Annotated in this window: 17 protein-coding genes; 5 read left to right on the forward strand and 12 right to left on the reverse strand. The window is 66.6% G+C overall.

Features of this window, described 5'->3' with window-relative positions; all coding sequences use genetic code 11:
- Nucleotides 1-41: 41 nt before the first annotated feature.
- The 4 genes from NKT36_RS01920 to NKT36_RS01935 are packed head-to-tail and all read right to left on the reverse strand — an operon-like array spanning nucleotide 42 to nucleotide 2,460.
- Nucleotides 42-329, reverse strand: coding sequence for a hypothetical protein (locus tag NKT36_RS01920; protein WP_327052263.1), 288 nt, complete (start codon nucleotides 327-329; stop codon nucleotides 42-44).
- On the reverse strand, nucleotides 326-601 hold the full coding sequence (locus tag NKT36_RS01925) for an ArsR/SmtB family transcription factor (RefSeq protein ID WP_327052264.1): 276 nt from the start codon (nucleotides 599-601) through the stop codon (nucleotides 326-328). The genes NKT36_RS01920 and NKT36_RS01925 overlap by 4 nt, the downstream gene beginning before the upstream one ends.
- A gap of 40 nt (nucleotides 602-641) precedes the next feature.
- Nucleotides 642-2,108: a molybdopterin-dependent oxidoreductase gene (locus NKT36_RS01930; protein ID WP_327052265.1), complete on the reverse strand. Its 1,467-nt coding sequence runs from the start codon at nucleotides 2,106-2,108 to the stop codon at nucleotides 642-644.
- A gap of 1 nt (nucleotide 2,109) precedes the next feature.
- A complete protein-coding gene (locus NKT36_RS01935; protein WP_327052266.1) occupies nucleotides 2,110-2,460 on the reverse strand; it encodes a PGF-CTERM sorting domain-containing protein in 351 nt (116 codons plus the stop codon).
- A 108-nt stretch (nucleotides 2,461-2,568) separates the two neighbouring features.
- Here NKT36_RS01935 and NKT36_RS01940 point away from each other — a divergent pair, with 108 nt between their 5' ends.
- On the forward strand, nucleotides 2,569-2,721 hold the full coding sequence (locus NKT36_RS01940) for an HVO_2523 family zinc finger protein (protein ID WP_407652195.1): 153 nt from the start codon (nucleotides 2,569-2,571) through the stop codon (nucleotides 2,719-2,721).
- Here the strand turns inward: NKT36_RS01940 and NKT36_RS01945 are convergent.
- Complete coding sequence (locus NKT36_RS01945; RefSeq protein ID WP_327052268.1) at nucleotides 2,718-3,365, reverse strand: TVP38/TMEM64 family protein; 648 nt, start codon at nucleotides 3,363-3,365, stop codon at nucleotides 2,718-2,720. The genes NKT36_RS01940 and NKT36_RS01945 overlap by 4 nt on opposite strands.
- Nucleotides 3,366-3,447: 82 nt before the next feature.
- Here NKT36_RS01945 and NKT36_RS19220 point away from each other — a divergent pair, with 82 nt between their 5' ends.
- Entirely contained in the window at nucleotides 3,448-3,966 is a 519-nt protein-coding gene (locus tag NKT36_RS19220; protein ID WP_407652196.1) for a DUF5830 family protein, read from the forward strand.
- Here NKT36_RS19220 and NKT36_RS01955 read toward each other — a convergent pair.
- A complete protein-coding gene (locus NKT36_RS01955; protein ID WP_327052269.1) occupies nucleotides 3,950-5,125 on the reverse strand; it encodes a DUF7115 domain-containing protein in 1,176 nt (391 codons plus the stop codon). The genes NKT36_RS19220 and NKT36_RS01955 overlap by 17 nt on opposite strands.
- Nucleotides 5,126-5,343: 218 nt before the next feature.
- Between NKT36_RS01955 and NKT36_RS01960 the strand changes: the two genes are divergently transcribed.
- Nucleotides 5,344-5,562, forward strand: a complete 219-nt coding sequence (locus NKT36_RS01960) for a hypothetical protein (RefSeq protein WP_327052270.1) — start codon at nucleotides 5,344-5,346, stop codon at nucleotides 5,560-5,562.
- Between the two features lie 48 nt (nucleotides 5,563-5,610).
- Here NKT36_RS01960 and NKT36_RS01965 read toward each other — a convergent pair whose 3' ends face one another.
- Both NKT36_RS01965 and NKT36_RS01970 read right to left on the reverse strand, forming a co-directional pair.
- On the reverse strand, nucleotides 5,611-6,153 hold the full coding sequence (locus NKT36_RS01965) for an OsmC family protein (protein ID WP_327052271.1): 543 nt from the start codon (nucleotides 6,151-6,153) through the stop codon (nucleotides 5,611-5,613).
- Between the two features lie 231 nt (nucleotides 6,154-6,384).
- The gene (locus tag NKT36_RS01970) at nucleotides 6,385-7,905 is read right to left on the reverse strand and encodes a phosphoenolpyruvate carboxykinase (ATP) (protein WP_327052272.1); all 1,521 of its coding nucleotides are present in this window, start codon (nucleotides 7,903-7,905) and stop codon (nucleotides 6,385-6,387) included.
- Nucleotides 7,906-8,333: 428 nt separating this feature from the next.
- Here NKT36_RS01970 and NKT36_RS01975 point away from each other — a divergent pair, with 428 nt between their 5' ends.
- The gene (locus tag NKT36_RS01975) at nucleotides 8,334-8,807 is read left to right on the forward strand and encodes a hypothetical protein (RefSeq protein WP_327052273.1); all 474 of its coding nucleotides are present in this window, start codon (nucleotides 8,334-8,336) and stop codon (nucleotides 8,805-8,807) included.
- 177 nt (nucleotides 8,808-8,984) lie between these two features.
- Here NKT36_RS01975 and NKT36_RS01980 read toward each other — a convergent pair whose 3' ends face one another.
- A complete protein-coding gene (locus tag NKT36_RS01980; RefSeq protein WP_327052274.1) occupies nucleotides 8,985-9,311 on the reverse strand; it encodes a rhodanese-like domain-containing protein in 327 nt (108 codons plus the stop codon).
- 368 nt (nucleotides 9,312-9,679) lie between these two features.
- On the opposite strand from NKT36_RS01980, the gene eif1A reads away from it, so the two are divergent.
- Entirely contained in the window at nucleotides 9,680-9,964 is a 285-nt protein-coding gene (gene eif1A / locus NKT36_RS01985) for a translation initiation factor eIF-1A (RefSeq protein WP_327052275.1), read from the forward strand.
- 121 nt (nucleotides 9,965-10,085) lie between these two features.
- Here the strand turns inward: eif1A and NKT36_RS01990 are convergent, their stop codons facing one another.
- The 3 genes from NKT36_RS01990 to NKT36_RS02000 all read right to left on the reverse strand — a co-directional run bounded on the left by NKT36_RS01990 (nucleotide 10,086) and on the right by NKT36_RS02000 (nucleotide 12,922).
- Entirely contained in the window at nucleotides 10,086-11,468 is a 1,383-nt protein-coding gene (locus NKT36_RS01990; protein ID WP_327052276.1) for a uracil-xanthine permease family protein, read from the reverse strand.
- 243 nt (nucleotides 11,469-11,711) lie between these two features.
- Complete coding sequence (gene hpt, locus NKT36_RS01995; RefSeq protein WP_327052277.1) at nucleotides 11,712-12,257, reverse strand: hypoxanthine/guanine phosphoribosyltransferase; 546 nt, start codon at nucleotides 12,255-12,257, stop codon at nucleotides 11,712-11,714.
- A 173-nt stretch (nucleotides 12,258-12,430) separates the two neighbouring features.
- Nucleotides 12,431-12,922, reverse strand: a complete 492-nt coding sequence (locus tag NKT36_RS02000) for a YciE/YciF ferroxidase family protein (RefSeq protein WP_327052278.1) — start codon at nucleotides 12,920-12,922, stop codon at nucleotides 12,431-12,433.
- Nucleotides 12,923-12,969: the final 47 nt, after the last annotated feature.

Raw genomic sequence — 12,969 nt, forward strand, 5'->3', positions numbered from 1 at the left:
TAACCAGAACCAGTTACACCGGCCGGACGACCGGCGGGCGGTCACTTCGTCGTGACCCACGTCAGGAACCCGAGCGCGACGACCTGCATCGCCCGCAGCACCAGCACCGCCTGCTGGACCGACGGGTCGCCGGAGTACAGCATCTTCATGCTGAAGAAGTAGTAGATGGCGACGACGTTCTCCGCCAGCATCACGAGCGCGAACGCCAGCAGGCCGAGGACGAGCGAGGAACGGAACGTCCGGTAGTTACGCACCCAGACGACCGTCAGCAGTCCCAGCAGCAGGATGTTCACGACGGCGAGTCCACTGGCGATCTGTATCGGGTTCATTCTATCTGCTCCATGATGTCCTCGAACGCTTCGCGGTGCTGTTCGAACTGGTCCGTGAGGAAGTACAGCTTCCCGTACTCGTTGTCGCCCGACTCGACCACGTCGTGGTCCTCGAGCATGTCGAGGTGGTGGCGGACGGTCTTGTACTCCAGGTCGAGCGACGTGGCGAGCTGGTTGGCGTTGCGTGGGCGCTCCGAAAGCGAGCGGATGATCCGCGCGCGGTTCTCGCCGCCGCGGGTCGCGGTGAGCAGGTACCAGAGCGCCTTGTCCATCGAGCGGTCACTCGTTTGTCACCCACCAGCCGGATTATAGTTAGGGGTCGACACGCTTCGACACCCAGCCGGTGGGGCCGCTCGGTTTCGGCCCGCTCTCCTCGCTGGTCTGCAGGTTCCCCTCGCCGTCCGTCGCGCGGACGACCACCTCGTGCTCGCCGTCCGCCGCGTAGCTGTGTTCCCACTGCCGCCAGACGTCCTCACCGGGGAGCGGGTCCGAGAGCGTCGCGTCGGCCCACGTCCGGCCGCCGTCGACGGACACCTCCACGCGGTCGACGCCGCGCGTCCCCGCGTAGGCGTGTCCTCCCACCTGCACCCGCCCGTCGTCGAGGTCGTTCACGGTGTGGAGCTTCGCGACAGTGTTCACGGGGCCGGTGCCGTTCCAGCCGCGTCGCTCCCAGTAGCCCTTCTCCGCCGCCTCCAGCACCTCGATCTCGGTGAGCCATTTGACGTTTATCTCGCCCCAGTGGCCGGGGATCAGCGCCCGGACGGGGGAGCCGTGGGCGCGCGGCAGCGGTTCGCCGTTCATCTCGTAGGCGACGAACGCGTTTTCGAGCGCAGCGAGCGGGAACTCCTCGAAGTAGTCGTCGGCCGCGCGGAGCATCACGCAGCACTCCTCGGGGAGCGTCGAGTCACCCAGCAGGTCCATCAGGGGGACGCCGGTCCAGAGCGCGTTGTCCATCTTCTTCCCGTTCAGCCCCTCGCCGACGCAGCGGAGCGTGACGAACCGATGTTCGGCCGGCAGGCCAGTGACGTCGGCGTAGTCGAAGGTCCGCTCCTCGTCGACGGCGCCGGTCAGGGTGAGCGTCCAGTCCTCGGCCGCGACCGACGGGTCGACGCTGTTGATGTCGACCTGGTAGAACTCCTCGCTCACCAGCCCTTCGATGCCGCCGACGTCGAGCGACTTCGATTCGGCGTCGGCGAGCAGGGCGGCAACGTCCTCGCTGACCGGACCACCCTCCGGGGGTCCCGCGGCGTCCTGCCGGCGGCCGAGCGCGGCGCTGACGCCGCCGACGGCGACGGCGCCGACGACGGCCTGCAGCACGCGCCGGCGCGTCCCGGAGACCGACTGGCCCGCGAAGACGTCGACTCCTGCGAGGGCGACGACGACGCCGGCGCCCGTTCCCGCGGCGAGCGCGGACGAGGGTGCGCCGGTCAGCGCGAGCGCGAGCGCGACGCAGCCGAGCGCGGCGACCAGCGACCGCGGCGCGCCGGCCCGGTCCGCCGCCAGTGCGCCGACCGCTACCACCACCGCGAACGCGCCGGCGGTCAGGACGAGCGCCAGGAGGAAGCCGAGCTGGTGGCCGAGGTCGCCGAGCGTCTGGATGGACCACGAGACGATCGCGTCCGGCGTGGTGACGACCACGAACCCGCTGACCGGGGCCGCGACGAACGCGGGGACGCGGCCGACGGCCGCGTACGACCCCGCGACGGCGGCCACTCCGGCGAGGACCGCGACGGCTCCCTCGGCGGCAAGGGACGCGCGGTCGGGACGGTCGTCGCTCATGCTATCGCATCCTGGCGACGAACAGTGCCCCGGCGAGGAGCGCGACGACGGCCACGCCGATCCCGAAGCCGGGCAGCGACGTGTCCGTTCCGCCGCTCGTGCCGTCGTCCATGCTGTCCGTCGTGTTGTCTGTCATCCCGTCATCCATTCCGTCCGTGGTGCTGTCGTCCATGCCGTCGGTCGTCCCCTCGTCCATGCCTTCGGTCATCCCGTCGGTCGTCGTCTCGGTCGTGTCGTCCTGAGCGAGCGGTGTCGGCTCCACGTCTGCCGCGGTCGGTCCGGCGTCGGCGGCGGCGGGCGCGGCGCAGATAGTCAACGCGACCACCAGCGTAACCACGTGTTCGAATCGCATACGTCCACCGTCGCCGGGGTATCAAAAACCGATTTTCCGAACTCCGGACCAGTTCTCGCCAACTCCGTTCCGGTCCGTACCAATTCTCGCCCGGATCGAGCAAGAGTAATGCCGACTGGCGTGCAAGCGGCGAGCGTGAGCGAGGAGACGAGCGGTCGCCCCTGTCCGGTCTGCGACGAGCAGCTGTTCCGCCGCCACTGCAAGTACGTCTGCCCGAACCACGGCGTCGTCATGGACTGTGGCGACACGTTCTGGAACTAGGGACGCTTCGCCAGCAGTTCGAACGCCGGCTTCACGAGCAACAGGATAGCGACCGCGGCCGCGAGTCCGACGAGCCACCAGTTCTTCTCCACCGCGCCGGTGGTGAGCGTCTCGGCGGACCCGCCGGCCAGCACCGCGGCGGCGGTCCAGGGGACCTCGCCGACGGCGGTCCCGAGGACGAACGCGCGCGGGGCGACGCCGGACAGGCCCGCCGCCGTGGAGACGGGGTCGGACGGGGCGGGCGCGAGGCGGGACGCGACCATCCCCCGAAGGTCGCCTGCGGCGTCGAAGTAACGCTCACCCGACGCGCCCAGACGGCCGGCGAGGCCGGCGTCGGTCCGCCAGTACCGCGCGGCGGCGAACGGGAGGACGGCGCTCGCGGTCGTGCCGGCGAGCGCGACCGGGAAGCCGACGACCGGGCCGTAGACGTATCCGACCGCGAGCGCGACGCCGGTCGTCGGCCACGCGAACAGCGGGCGGACGAGGTAGACGGCGACGAACGCGACCGCCGCGAGGGCCGGACGGGCGGTGACCGCCTCCACCTGCCGGAAGACGAACTGTGGAGAGACGAGGAGTCCGGCGACGACCACGGCCGCGACGGCTGCGACGCCGGCGATCTGTCGGCGGTACTGTCGGACTGCCATCCACGACGGCTTGACAGTCCGGCGGCTAAGTTCTTTCTTCCGCGCGTAACGCTTAATCCGCCAGGCCGGCGATTTGGAGTCGATGAAAGACAACGATGCTCAACGAGCATCGGAACGACCGAGCGGTGTAAACCGCGAGGACAGCGACGTGCCACGCACGTCGGGAAGTTCGAACGGTGACAGCCGTGAGGACAGCGATGCGCCACGAGCAACGGAACGACCGAGCGGCGGGGGTTCGGGAAGCGACAGCGCCGACCCGGTCGAGCTCGGGGTCGAACTGCTGTCGAAGCTCGAACACGCCGAGCTGTCGGTCGCGGACGCGGTCGACCGCATCGAGACCGTCACGACGGACCCGACGACGACGCGGACCATCCTCGACGAGGCGGAGAAGCGGGGCGTCGTCGAGCGCGAGAACGGCATCCTCCGGACGAGCGGCGGGGGGTTCGTCCGGTTCGAGAGCGAGGTGGTGGTCAAGGAGGGCGAGTTCACCTGTCAGCGGTGCGGGGCCGGCATCTCCGAGGGGCACTTCATCCGGTTCGAGGCGGGAGACCACGGCCCGTTCGGCTCCTCGTGTATCCGGAAGGTCACCGGGCGCGACTGAGTTCCTCGACGAGTCGCTCGATGGTCCGTTGCTGTTTCTCCAGCAGTTCGTTCTGGCGCTCGACGGTCTCCGTCAGGGCGTCCAGACGCTGCTCGACGCCGTCGTCCATGCTCGCCCCCGCCGGTTCGAAGCCGGAGTCGGCGAAGCCGGTGGACTCCCCGGTTCCCGTCTCGGCGGTCGCGCTCTGGTCCGTCTCGGATGCCGACTGTCCCGGGTCGGGGTCGGTGGTGGTCACCGAGTCGGTGGAGTCGGCCACGAAGCTGTCGTCGGTCCCGGCGTCGTCGGTGCGTCCGGCGTCCGCAGCGGCCGTCTCGTTTCCGGGGGCGCTCGCCGACGTCGCGGCGTCGGTCGTGGCAGCGTCGGTCGTGGCGGCCTCGTCTCGCTCGTCCACGGTCGCCGACTCCTCGACGATCTGCCCGTCGTCGTCGAGTTCCGGCGGGTTCGCGTCGATGGGGTCGACGCCGCTACCGAACGGGTCCTCGTCGGCCTCGCCCCCGGCGTCCGCGTCCGGTTCCTCCTGAGGTGCGACGGTCTGCTCGAACTCGGCGTACGAGTCGAGGTCGTGGTAGTCGAGCAGGGCGCGTTCGACGCGTTCGCGGACCTCGCGCGTCCGGTCGCTGGGCGTCTTGATTCGCTGGGGGCGACCGTCGACCTCGATGATGATCTGGGAGGAGACGGTGCCCTCCTCGACGTCGACGCCGGTCACGTCGCCGTAGTGGTACTGTTCGAAGTCCTCGTCCCAGACCGCCTCGCCGACGTGCTTGACGACGCGCGCGCTCGTGACGACGAGCGTGAGTTCGCTGAACTGGTAGGTCTGGATGACCTGCTCGTTGGTGTCGGTGACGCCAGCGCCGTTCAGGACGCCCGCGAGGACGGGGTGGAGGGCGTCGTGCAGGTGCTTCGCAGGGATGGAGAACTCCTCGACGCCGTCGATGCCGTAGTCGAGTGCGATGGTCGCTTTCCGTCGCCCCTTCGACACCTCGATGCGTTCCGCGTCGTGGGGGTACTCTTCGACCGACTCGTCGCTCAGCAGGCCGTCGCCCCGGTAGATGAGCGTCCGCGTGGACGTCACGTAGAGGGCATCCTCACCGCCGAGCGACACCGTCGCGGCGGCCTGCTCGTCTCCAAGCGTAGACTGTACGATCTCCGGAACACTCATGCACGGGAATGGATATCCGCGTGTCTTAAATCCGCCGGGTGCACCGTCGTGACGACCGCCCGAGGCGTCCGCTGGTCGACCTCACGGCTCGCTGGGCCGTGTGACGGTCGCGATGCGGTTCGATGTTCCCCGCCGTGCGACAACTCCGCCATTATATCGCCGATTACATCGGGAAATCATCCGGTAGAAATTCCGGGGGCGGGCCCGTCGTCTCCCACATGGGTTACACGTGGCAGTACTACGACCTCGTTCTCGCCGCGATCTTCCTGAGTCTCGCCGCCGGCGTCGTCGTCGGACAGATGACGACCGTTCCGGCGACCACGTCGGTGACCGCGGCGGGGTTCCTCGGCACGGTACTCGTTGGGCACAGCCTGTTCGTCAACGGCCCGGTCGACGAACCCGAGGACCTCACCGACGAGGTCGACACGCTGAACTGACGGTGGCGGCGTCGACACCGGTCGGCCCGGCAGGGGCGCGCCGACCGATTACGCGTCGACCGGGCGCAGTTCGGTCGACAGCGACGCAGCGTTCGTGAAGTTGTCCACGATCGGGGAGTTAGCCTCCGCGACCTCCTTGAGTTCCGCCAGTTCCGACTCCGTCGCGTCAGCGTCGACGTGGACGGTGCAGTCGATCTCGTCGTAGCCCGGCCGTACGTCGTCGCTGACGCCGAGCAGTCCGCGCATGTCCACCTCGCCCTCGAACTCGAACCGCAGGTCGTCGATGTCGATGCCCATCTTCGCACCGTGGGCGGCGTAGGTGACCGTCAGGCACGTGCCGAGCGCCGAGAGGAACTGCTCCATCGCCGTCGGTGCCTCGCGACTCCCGAGCATCGTTCCCTCGAGAGTGAACTCCGGCCCGTCGACCGACTGGCCGGCCTTCTCCATGTCGCCGACGGTGGTCTCGCAGGTGGTCCCCCCGGACCATTCCGTCTCCGCGCGGAAGGTGAAGATGCCGTTGTCGGCGTCCGCTTCGACTGCATCGGTGAGCTGTTCCATCTTCTCGACGTCGATTCCGTTCTTCGTAGTCATGTGCTATATGTCCAATACAATGTAGGGGCTGGGCCGAACGTAAATGGAACCAAACCCAAGCTTCCTGCCGATATGAGTCCAATCCACAAATCATATCCCGATGATAGTACTGTATGAAGAACACAATAATGACCGATGCGGTCGAAGCGGTCCGCGGTCCGACGTGCCGCGACAGGAGACGTCGACAGGAAGCAGAGAGACGGACGGCAGAGACCGGTACGTCGTTCGACGTCAGTAGACGGCGTCCCGGATCTCCTCGGCGAGGTCCTCGAACGTGTCGAGGTGGGTGCGGCGTTCGGCGCGCAGGTCGGCCAGTTTCCGCTCGTGGTCGTCGACGTGGTCCGCGACGGCGAACGCGTCGGCGTCCATGCCGGGCAGCGCTCCGGGGACCGTGAGGCCCGTCGCATCGTCCTCGGCCCATTCGACGTTGTCGCGAGCTATCTCGCGAAGGATGGTGACGGAGTCCTCGACGCCGATGTCGCGACCGCCGAGATTGCCGGTGTTGAGGACGAAGCAGTCGACGCCCAGGTCGTCGATGAGGTCGCGGAACCGGTTGCCCTCCTCGCCCTTCGAGCCGACGATGAAGGGGTTGGTTCCGACGACGCGGATGGACTCGCCAGCCTTCGAGGGGTCGCCAGCGCTGGTCTGGATGGACTCGCCGAGCATGAACGCGGCGGCGGCCTCCTCGGCGGAGAGTTTCGCGACCGGTGGCATCACGGGATTGCGAGTGATGAAGAAGATCTGGTCGACCTCGTCGAGGTCGACGTCCTCGCCCGCCGACGACAGTTCGTCGCGCAGGATGACCGCCCGGCCGTTCGACGTGTGCTCGTCGCTATCGAAGTCGACCGTCCCGTCGTCGTCGACGGCGACGTTCTCGAGCACCGCCGACTCGTCGGTCACGGCGTCGTACATGGCTGGCTGCTCCTCCTCGTCCAGTCCGATGGTCTTGACGTACAGTCCGTTGCCCTCGCTGCCCGCGACGGTCCCGTCGGGCAGCAGCGCGCAAACGTCGTCCTGGAGCATCGTCGCCTCCTCGGGGTCGTCCAGCCAGAGTCCGTGGGCCGTCAGCGTCGACTTGCCGGTCGCAGAGAGTCCGAGGAACAGCTGACCGATCTCGTCGAGGTCGCCCGCCTCGTCCTGGAGGCGGACGCGCTTGCTGCCGGCGTGGAGTCCGAGTCCGCCCTCCTGCTTGGCGTAGTACATGAACAGCCGGAGGAACGACTTCTTCGCCTCACCGGTGTAGTCGCTACCGAGGACGGCCGTGACGCCGTCGTCGGGGAGGATGCGGATGGCGACCTCGTCCCACTCGGGTACCTGGACGGTGACGAAGTCGGGGTCGGCCGCGCCATCGCCGTCGTCCGCGACCGGTTCGAACAGCTTCGCCCACGCGAGCGCGATGCGGGCGGCGGGCCTGGGAACGTACAGTCGGCAGCGGTAGGAGTGGTCGGGGTGACGACCCATCCGGCGGTCGACGCAGACCATCTCGTGCTCGGTCGCGTAGTCGACGGCGTCCTCGACGCGCGCGTAATCCTCGGCGTCGAAATCGTCGTCGACCTCGTTCGTGGTCCGGTCGGCGTTGCGCGAGCGGTGATCGCTGACGTAGGACGGTGAGCCGTACTCGGTCGTCGTTTCGAGACCCTCGGAGAACGTCCGGAGTCGTTCCAGCGACGGATTGTAGACGACGTTGTCCGCCTCCACTGGATCGGGAAGCGCGTCCGTCGGCGTTCGAACCCTCTGCGCGGAGTCTGACATCGTGGTGGGAAACAGTGCGGGGTCCTATAATTATGCACCGTTTGTCGGCTGGTAGCGATACTGTACTGACGTATTTATTTTTGCACCGCCGAGTAAATTTGTGTTCAATCGCTGCGCAACGGAGGCCGGGTCGCCCCCGGTTTCACCCGGTCGCAGTCCCACGCTTCGACGACGTACGTCCCGAACGTTGTTGCCCCCGCGGTCGACGACCGAACGTTTGGACGGTGGTCGCGACTCGTCGACGAGATAGCCGCCAGTATTGTATATATTATACAATACATCGGGTTGCATTTTCCGCAAGAAGTTCTCGATCGGACGGTACGTCGCCGGGGAAACGGAAGCTACAATATCCGGTATTGCACCCATAATGAATTACCGCCCGGTCTGCCCGACCCGTTCGTCGGAGACCTGGGTGGACAACACCACAGATGAGACGAAGAACGTTCCTGAGCGGACTCGGTACAGTTGCCCTCGGCGGCGTCGCCGGGGCTGGCACGGCGACCGCTGCCTCGACTGACGGCTACGAGATCGAACTCTACCCGGAAGACACCTTCTACTTCGCGGAGACCAGTCGACTCGAATCGTTCATCTACGCGCCCCTGCAGGACGGGAGCACCTACTACCTGTTCCAGACGTCCAACGGTTGCTGCGACGTCGACACGGTGGTCATGGTCCTCGCGGAGACGGGTGAGGTGCTGTACCTCGAAAGTCTCGACGGCGTCCTGTACACGGAAGACCAGATCGGAGAGATGGCCGACCGAATCGGGGAGATGGCTGACCGAATCGTCTACACCGAGGAACTCATCGTCCAGACCGAGTACCTCATCGTCGACGTCATCGAATTCTCCCAGGAGAACCTGCTGACCTTCGTGAGCATGCTGAACCCGCTGAACCTGCTCTGAAGGGGTAGCTCGTCGCGGCAATTTTTCGCTGCGAGACGGCGTTGCTGGAGGCTTCCCGCGAGCGACCGTGCCGACCAACGAACAGTGGTCGGTCGACGTCGGACGAGGCGACGTCGGAGACGGCAGTCGCCGTCGAGGAACGAGAACGAGTGGAGAAACCGGTGCTCGGAACGGCTCTCAGGAGACCCTGGACCAGCCCTTCATGCCGTACTGGAGGTTCTCGGCCTCGATGCCGGCCTGGTTGAACAGCCGGGCCGCCATGCTGCTCCGGCTACCGGAGGCGCAGACGGTGACGACGTTGTCCGTCGGGACGTCGTCAAGCAGTTCCTGCGGGCGCACGGCCTGCAGCTGGTTCAGCGGCACGTTGATTGTCTCGGCGTTCGGGTTCTCGATGTGTCCGCGTTCGAACTCGTGGGGCTGTCGCACGTCGACGACCGTCACTTGCGTCCCGTCGTCGAGCTCGTCCTTCAGTTCGGCCGGCGTGGTGCTCGGTATCTGCATCATCGGTGATGGTGACTCCTCGTAACCGTGGCGGACACAAGAGCATTGTGATTGTATTGTACAATAAATACAATACGGCTGGGCCAGCGGCCCGAAGGGTTTGCCCAGTAGAAGCGCCGTCGAACGGTTTAGACAGGATTGAAGGAGTCGTACGTGCAAGAGTCTCGAGCCGGCCACTTCGCCCGTCACCGTGGCAGGACTCCGGAATTGGGAAAAATGGACCATACTACGCTCCGGCCGATGGCCGCCGCATCTTCGTTGCGGCGTCGTGAACGCTCGAATCGTGCGAACCGTACCGGTAACCGACCGGCCGTGGTAGACGGTAACACTCGTCTCCAATGGTTTAAACGTGCCACGCTCCTAGCGAGAGTGTGAGTGAAGAAACAGGGCGTCGGAATCTCCGCATGCCCAACAGCGACGAGATGTTCGCCGTCGTAACCGAGCACAACGGCGGCAACCACGTTCGAGTCCGATGCGAAGACGGTGAGAACCGGATGGGACGCATCCCCGGACGGATGAAGTACCGGACCTGGATCGACGAGGGCGACGTCGTCCTCGTCGAGCCGTGGGACTGGCAGGACGAGAAGGCCAACATCGAGTGGCGATACACGGGGCAGGACGCGGACCAGCTCCGGCGCGAAGGCCACATCGAATGACGGATTCTTCGGCCTAAGATACCGACTTTCTCTCGGTCGAACCGGGCGGTGAGCCGCTGCTCTCTCCTTTCTGGCCGATGCGATTCCGACGCGAGAACGGACGGTGAGCCGTCCGCGGATGTCAGTCGTCGCCGGAGACGGAAGTGTCGGCGACGTCGCTCGTCGCCTCGGGCGACTGCCCGTCGAAGAGCGGGCTCTGTTCGCCGGGCGCGAACGTGTTCAGGACCAGTGCCGTCAGCGCGGTCATGATGACCGGTTCGCCGAAGAACGTCTCGGCCGCCTTCGGGAGTCCTTCCAGCGCGCCGGGCGTGGTCGCGACGCCGAGTCCGAGTCCGATGGAGGTGGCCATGATGACCATGTTCCGGCGGTCGAGGTCGGCGTGGAGGAAGATGAGCCGCGCGCCGCTCGCGGCGACCATGCCGGCCATCAGCAGGACGGCGCCGCCGAAGACGGCGCTCGGGATGGTCGCGACGGCCGCGCCCACCTTCGGGCTGAAGCCGAGGACCGCCAGGACGACGCCGGCGACGCCGACGACGTGGCGGCTCATCACACCGGTGAAGTTGACGATGCCGACGTTCTGCGAGAACGACGTGACGGGGAACGCACCGAACGCCGAGCCGATGGAGCTCAGCAGGCCGTCGGTGAACAGCCCGCCGCGGAACTCCGTGTCCGTCGGGGGCCGACCCTCGGCGGCGGTGATGCCGGACATGTCGCCGACGGTCTCCATGGCGGACACCAGGAAGAGGAACGCGAAGGTGACGATGGGAACGGGTTCGAACGAGGGGGTGAACGCGCCCGGCCGCGGCACCGCGAGCCACGCGGCGCTGCCCACGGGGCCGAAGTCGACGACGCCGAGCGGGATGGCGACTGCGTAGCCGACGGCGATGCCGGCGAGCGTGCTCAGGAGTCGCGTCACGCCCTCCGTGAAGAGGTTGAGCAGGACCGCGACGGCGAGCACCAGCGCGGCGAGCCCGACGTTGTGCATCGCTCCGTAGTCAGTGGCACCCACGCCGCCAGCAGAGTAGTCCATGCCGACCGGGATGAGGTAGAGGCCGATGATGACCACGACGAGCCCCGTCACGAGCGGCGGGAAGAAGGGCCGGATGCGCTTGAACTGCCAGCCGATGAGTCCCTCGACCACGAAGCCGGTGACGAGAATCGCGCCGAAGACGGCTCCCAGCCCGTAGTCGATGCCGACGGTCACCGCCGCGCCGACGAAGGTGAAACTGGTCCCCATCACGATGGGGAGCCTGGAGCCGACCGGGCCGACGCCGTACGCCTGGACGATGGTCGCCAGCCCGGAGAACAGCAGGACCATCTGGACGACGTAGGCGGTCCGCGATGCGCCGAGACCGACCTCGCCCGCGACGATGAACGCGACCGCGGTCGCGGGAACGATCATCACCGATACGTGCTGGAGCGCGAGCAGGACGGACTTCAGCCACGGCGGCCGGTCGTCGAGTCCGTACTCGAGCTCGATTTCCCCGTCCGAGTCAGTTGACATCTGTACTCGTCACGAGCGATGCGTCTTCAATAATAGTTTCGCGTTCGAGTGCATATCCACCTTCGTCACAGGTCAAAGTATGCACGTTCGTGTATTTTTCGATGCGCCCCGTCGGCTGGCCATTCCCGGTCGGCGGTCGGACCGGTCGCTGAGAGGAGTCGATACGCGACCGTCGAGAAGTTCCCAGTGCCGAGCGGTCGTCGGAGGAGTGTGAACGTTGGAAGTGAGGTCGGCGAGCGCCGGTCAGTGGATGGTGACCTCGTAGTCGTCGACGGTGATGTCGACGAGGCTCGTCGCCTCGTAGTCCGTGTCGTCGAGCGCCGTCTCGCCCACCTTCCGGATGACGACGGCGATGTCGACGATCTCCGCGCCGATGTCGTCGAGGGCGTCGCAGATGGCCGCCAGCGTGCCGCCCGTCGACAGCAGGTCGTCGACGATGAGGACGCGGTCGCCCTCGTCGACGTCGTTGATGAACATCTCGGATTCAGAGTAGCCCGTCGTCTGGTGGAGCGCCACCTCGCCGTCGAGGCCGTACTCGCGCTTGCGGATGACCACGAGCGGAACGTCCGTCTGGAGCGAGAGCGCGGTCGCGATGTGGATGCCCATCGCCTCGGGGGCGACGATCTTGTCGACGTCCAGGTCCGCCGCGCGCGTGAGCTCGACGACGACCTCGCGCAGCAGTTCGGGTTCGAGCATCGGGACGCCGTTGCTGATGGGGTGGACGAGGTACTGGTAGCCGTCCTTGTCGATGATGGGCGCTTCGTGCAGTGACTCGAGTAGTCGGTCCATAGAGAGCGTACTGCCAAACGTGGCAAAAACCGTTCGTTCTGGAACGAGACCTGTCCGCGCCCGTACTCCGCGCACCGTGAGCAGCGCAGGCGCTGCGCCACGTGTCGCCCGCAGTTTCGGACCGAAGAAGCGGAAGACTGAGCGTCGAACGCGGTCGGAACGCGACCGCGGCTTCAGTCGCCAGCGACCCGCTGTTCGTCGAACTGCTCGCCCGCCTGCGAGAGTTCGTCGAGCGCGTGCTCCTCCTCGCGGAGCGTCTTCTCGAGGAGGTCCGATGCCTCGTCGTAACCGAGCTTGCCGGCCAGCGAGGTGAGGTTCCCGTAGGCGGCGATCTCGTAGTGCTCGGTCTTCTGTCCGGTGGCGATGTTGTACCGGTCGAGCACCTCGCCCTCGTTCTCCTGGGCGAACTGCTCGTGTTCGTCGATCAGCGAATCCACCACCCGTTCCTCGCGGGTCTGTGGCTGTTCGCCGATCCGTTCGAACACCTGCTCCAGCCGGTCGATCTGCTCGCGGGTCTCGTCGCGGTGCTGGGAGAACGCCTGCTTTGCGTTCTCCTCGGACGTCTCGTCGGCGAGGTTCTGCAGCGCGTCGACCAGCTGCTGTTCGGTGTAGTACAGTTCCTGAAGGCCTTCGACCAGAAGCTGTTCGGGTGAGTCTGTCGTCATTGTCGTTCCCACTTACTTCGAGGGTCGTCGTTTCAATCAGTGGCGAG

Source organism: Halomicrococcus gelatinilyticus, assembly GCA_024227995.1.
Lineage (GTDB): Archaea > Halobacteriota > Halobacteria > Halobacteriales > Haladaptataceae > Halomicrococcus > Halomicrococcus gelatinilyticus.

Bases quoted from the DNA above. Each gene is read 5' to 3' on its own strand.
- NKT36_RS01920 (WP_327052263.1), bottom strand. From the start codon at position 329: ATGAACCCGATACAGATCGCCAGTGGACTCGCCGTCGTGAACATCCTG.
- NKT36_RS01925 (WP_327052264.1), bottom strand. From the start codon at position 601: ATGGACAAGGCGCTCTGGTACCTGCTCACCGCGACCCGCGGCGGCGAG.
- NKT36_RS01930 (WP_327052265.1), bottom strand. From the start codon at position 2,108: ATGAGCGACGACCGTCCCGACCGCGCGTCCCTTGCCGCCGAGGGAGCC.
- NKT36_RS01935 (WP_327052266.1), bottom strand. From the start codon at position 2,460: ATGCGATTCGAACACGTGGTTACGCTGGTGGTCGCGTTGACTATCTGC.
- NKT36_RS01940 (WP_407652195.1), top strand. From the start codon at position 2,569: ATGCCGACTGGCGTGCAAGCGGCGAGCGTGAGCGAGGAGACGAGCGGT.
- NKT36_RS01945 (WP_327052268.1), bottom strand. From the start codon at position 3,365: ATGGCAGTCCGACAGTACCGCCGACAGATCGCCGGCGTCGCAGCCGTC.
- NKT36_RS19220 (WP_407652196.1), top strand. From the start codon at position 3,448: ATGAAAGACAACGATGCTCAACGAGCATCGGAACGACCGAGCGGTGTA.
- NKT36_RS01955 (WP_327052269.1), bottom strand. From the start codon at position 5,125: ATGAGTGTTCCGGAGATCGTACAGTCTACGCTTGGAGACGAGCAGGCC.
- NKT36_RS01960 (WP_327052270.1), top strand. From the start codon at position 5,344: ATGGGTTACACGTGGCAGTACTACGACCTCGTTCTCGCCGCGATCTTC.
- NKT36_RS01965 (WP_327052271.1), bottom strand. From the start codon at position 6,153: ATGACTACGAAGAACGGAATCGACGTCGAGAAGATGGAACAGCTCACC.
- NKT36_RS01970 (WP_327052272.1), bottom strand. From the start codon at position 7,905: ATGTCAGACTCCGCGCAGAGGGTTCGAACGCCGACGGACGCGCTTCCC.
- NKT36_RS01975 (WP_327052273.1), top strand. From the start codon at position 8,334: ATGAGACGAAGAACGTTCCTGAGCGGACTCGGTACAGTTGCCCTCGGC.
- NKT36_RS01980 (WP_327052274.1), bottom strand. From the start codon at position 9,311: ATGATGCAGATACCGAGCACCACGCCGGCCGAACTGAAGGACGAGCTC.
- NKT36_RS01990 (WP_327052276.1), bottom strand. From the start codon at position 11,468: ATGTCAACTGACTCGGACGGGGAAATCGAGCTCGAGTACGGACTCGAC.
- hpt (WP_327052277.1), bottom strand. From the start codon at position 12,257: ATGGACCGACTACTCGAGTCACTGCACGAAGCGCCCATCATCGACAAG.
- NKT36_RS02000 (WP_327052278.1), bottom strand. From the start codon at position 12,922: ATGACGACAGACTCACCCGAACAGCTTCTGGTCGAAGGCCTTCAGGAA.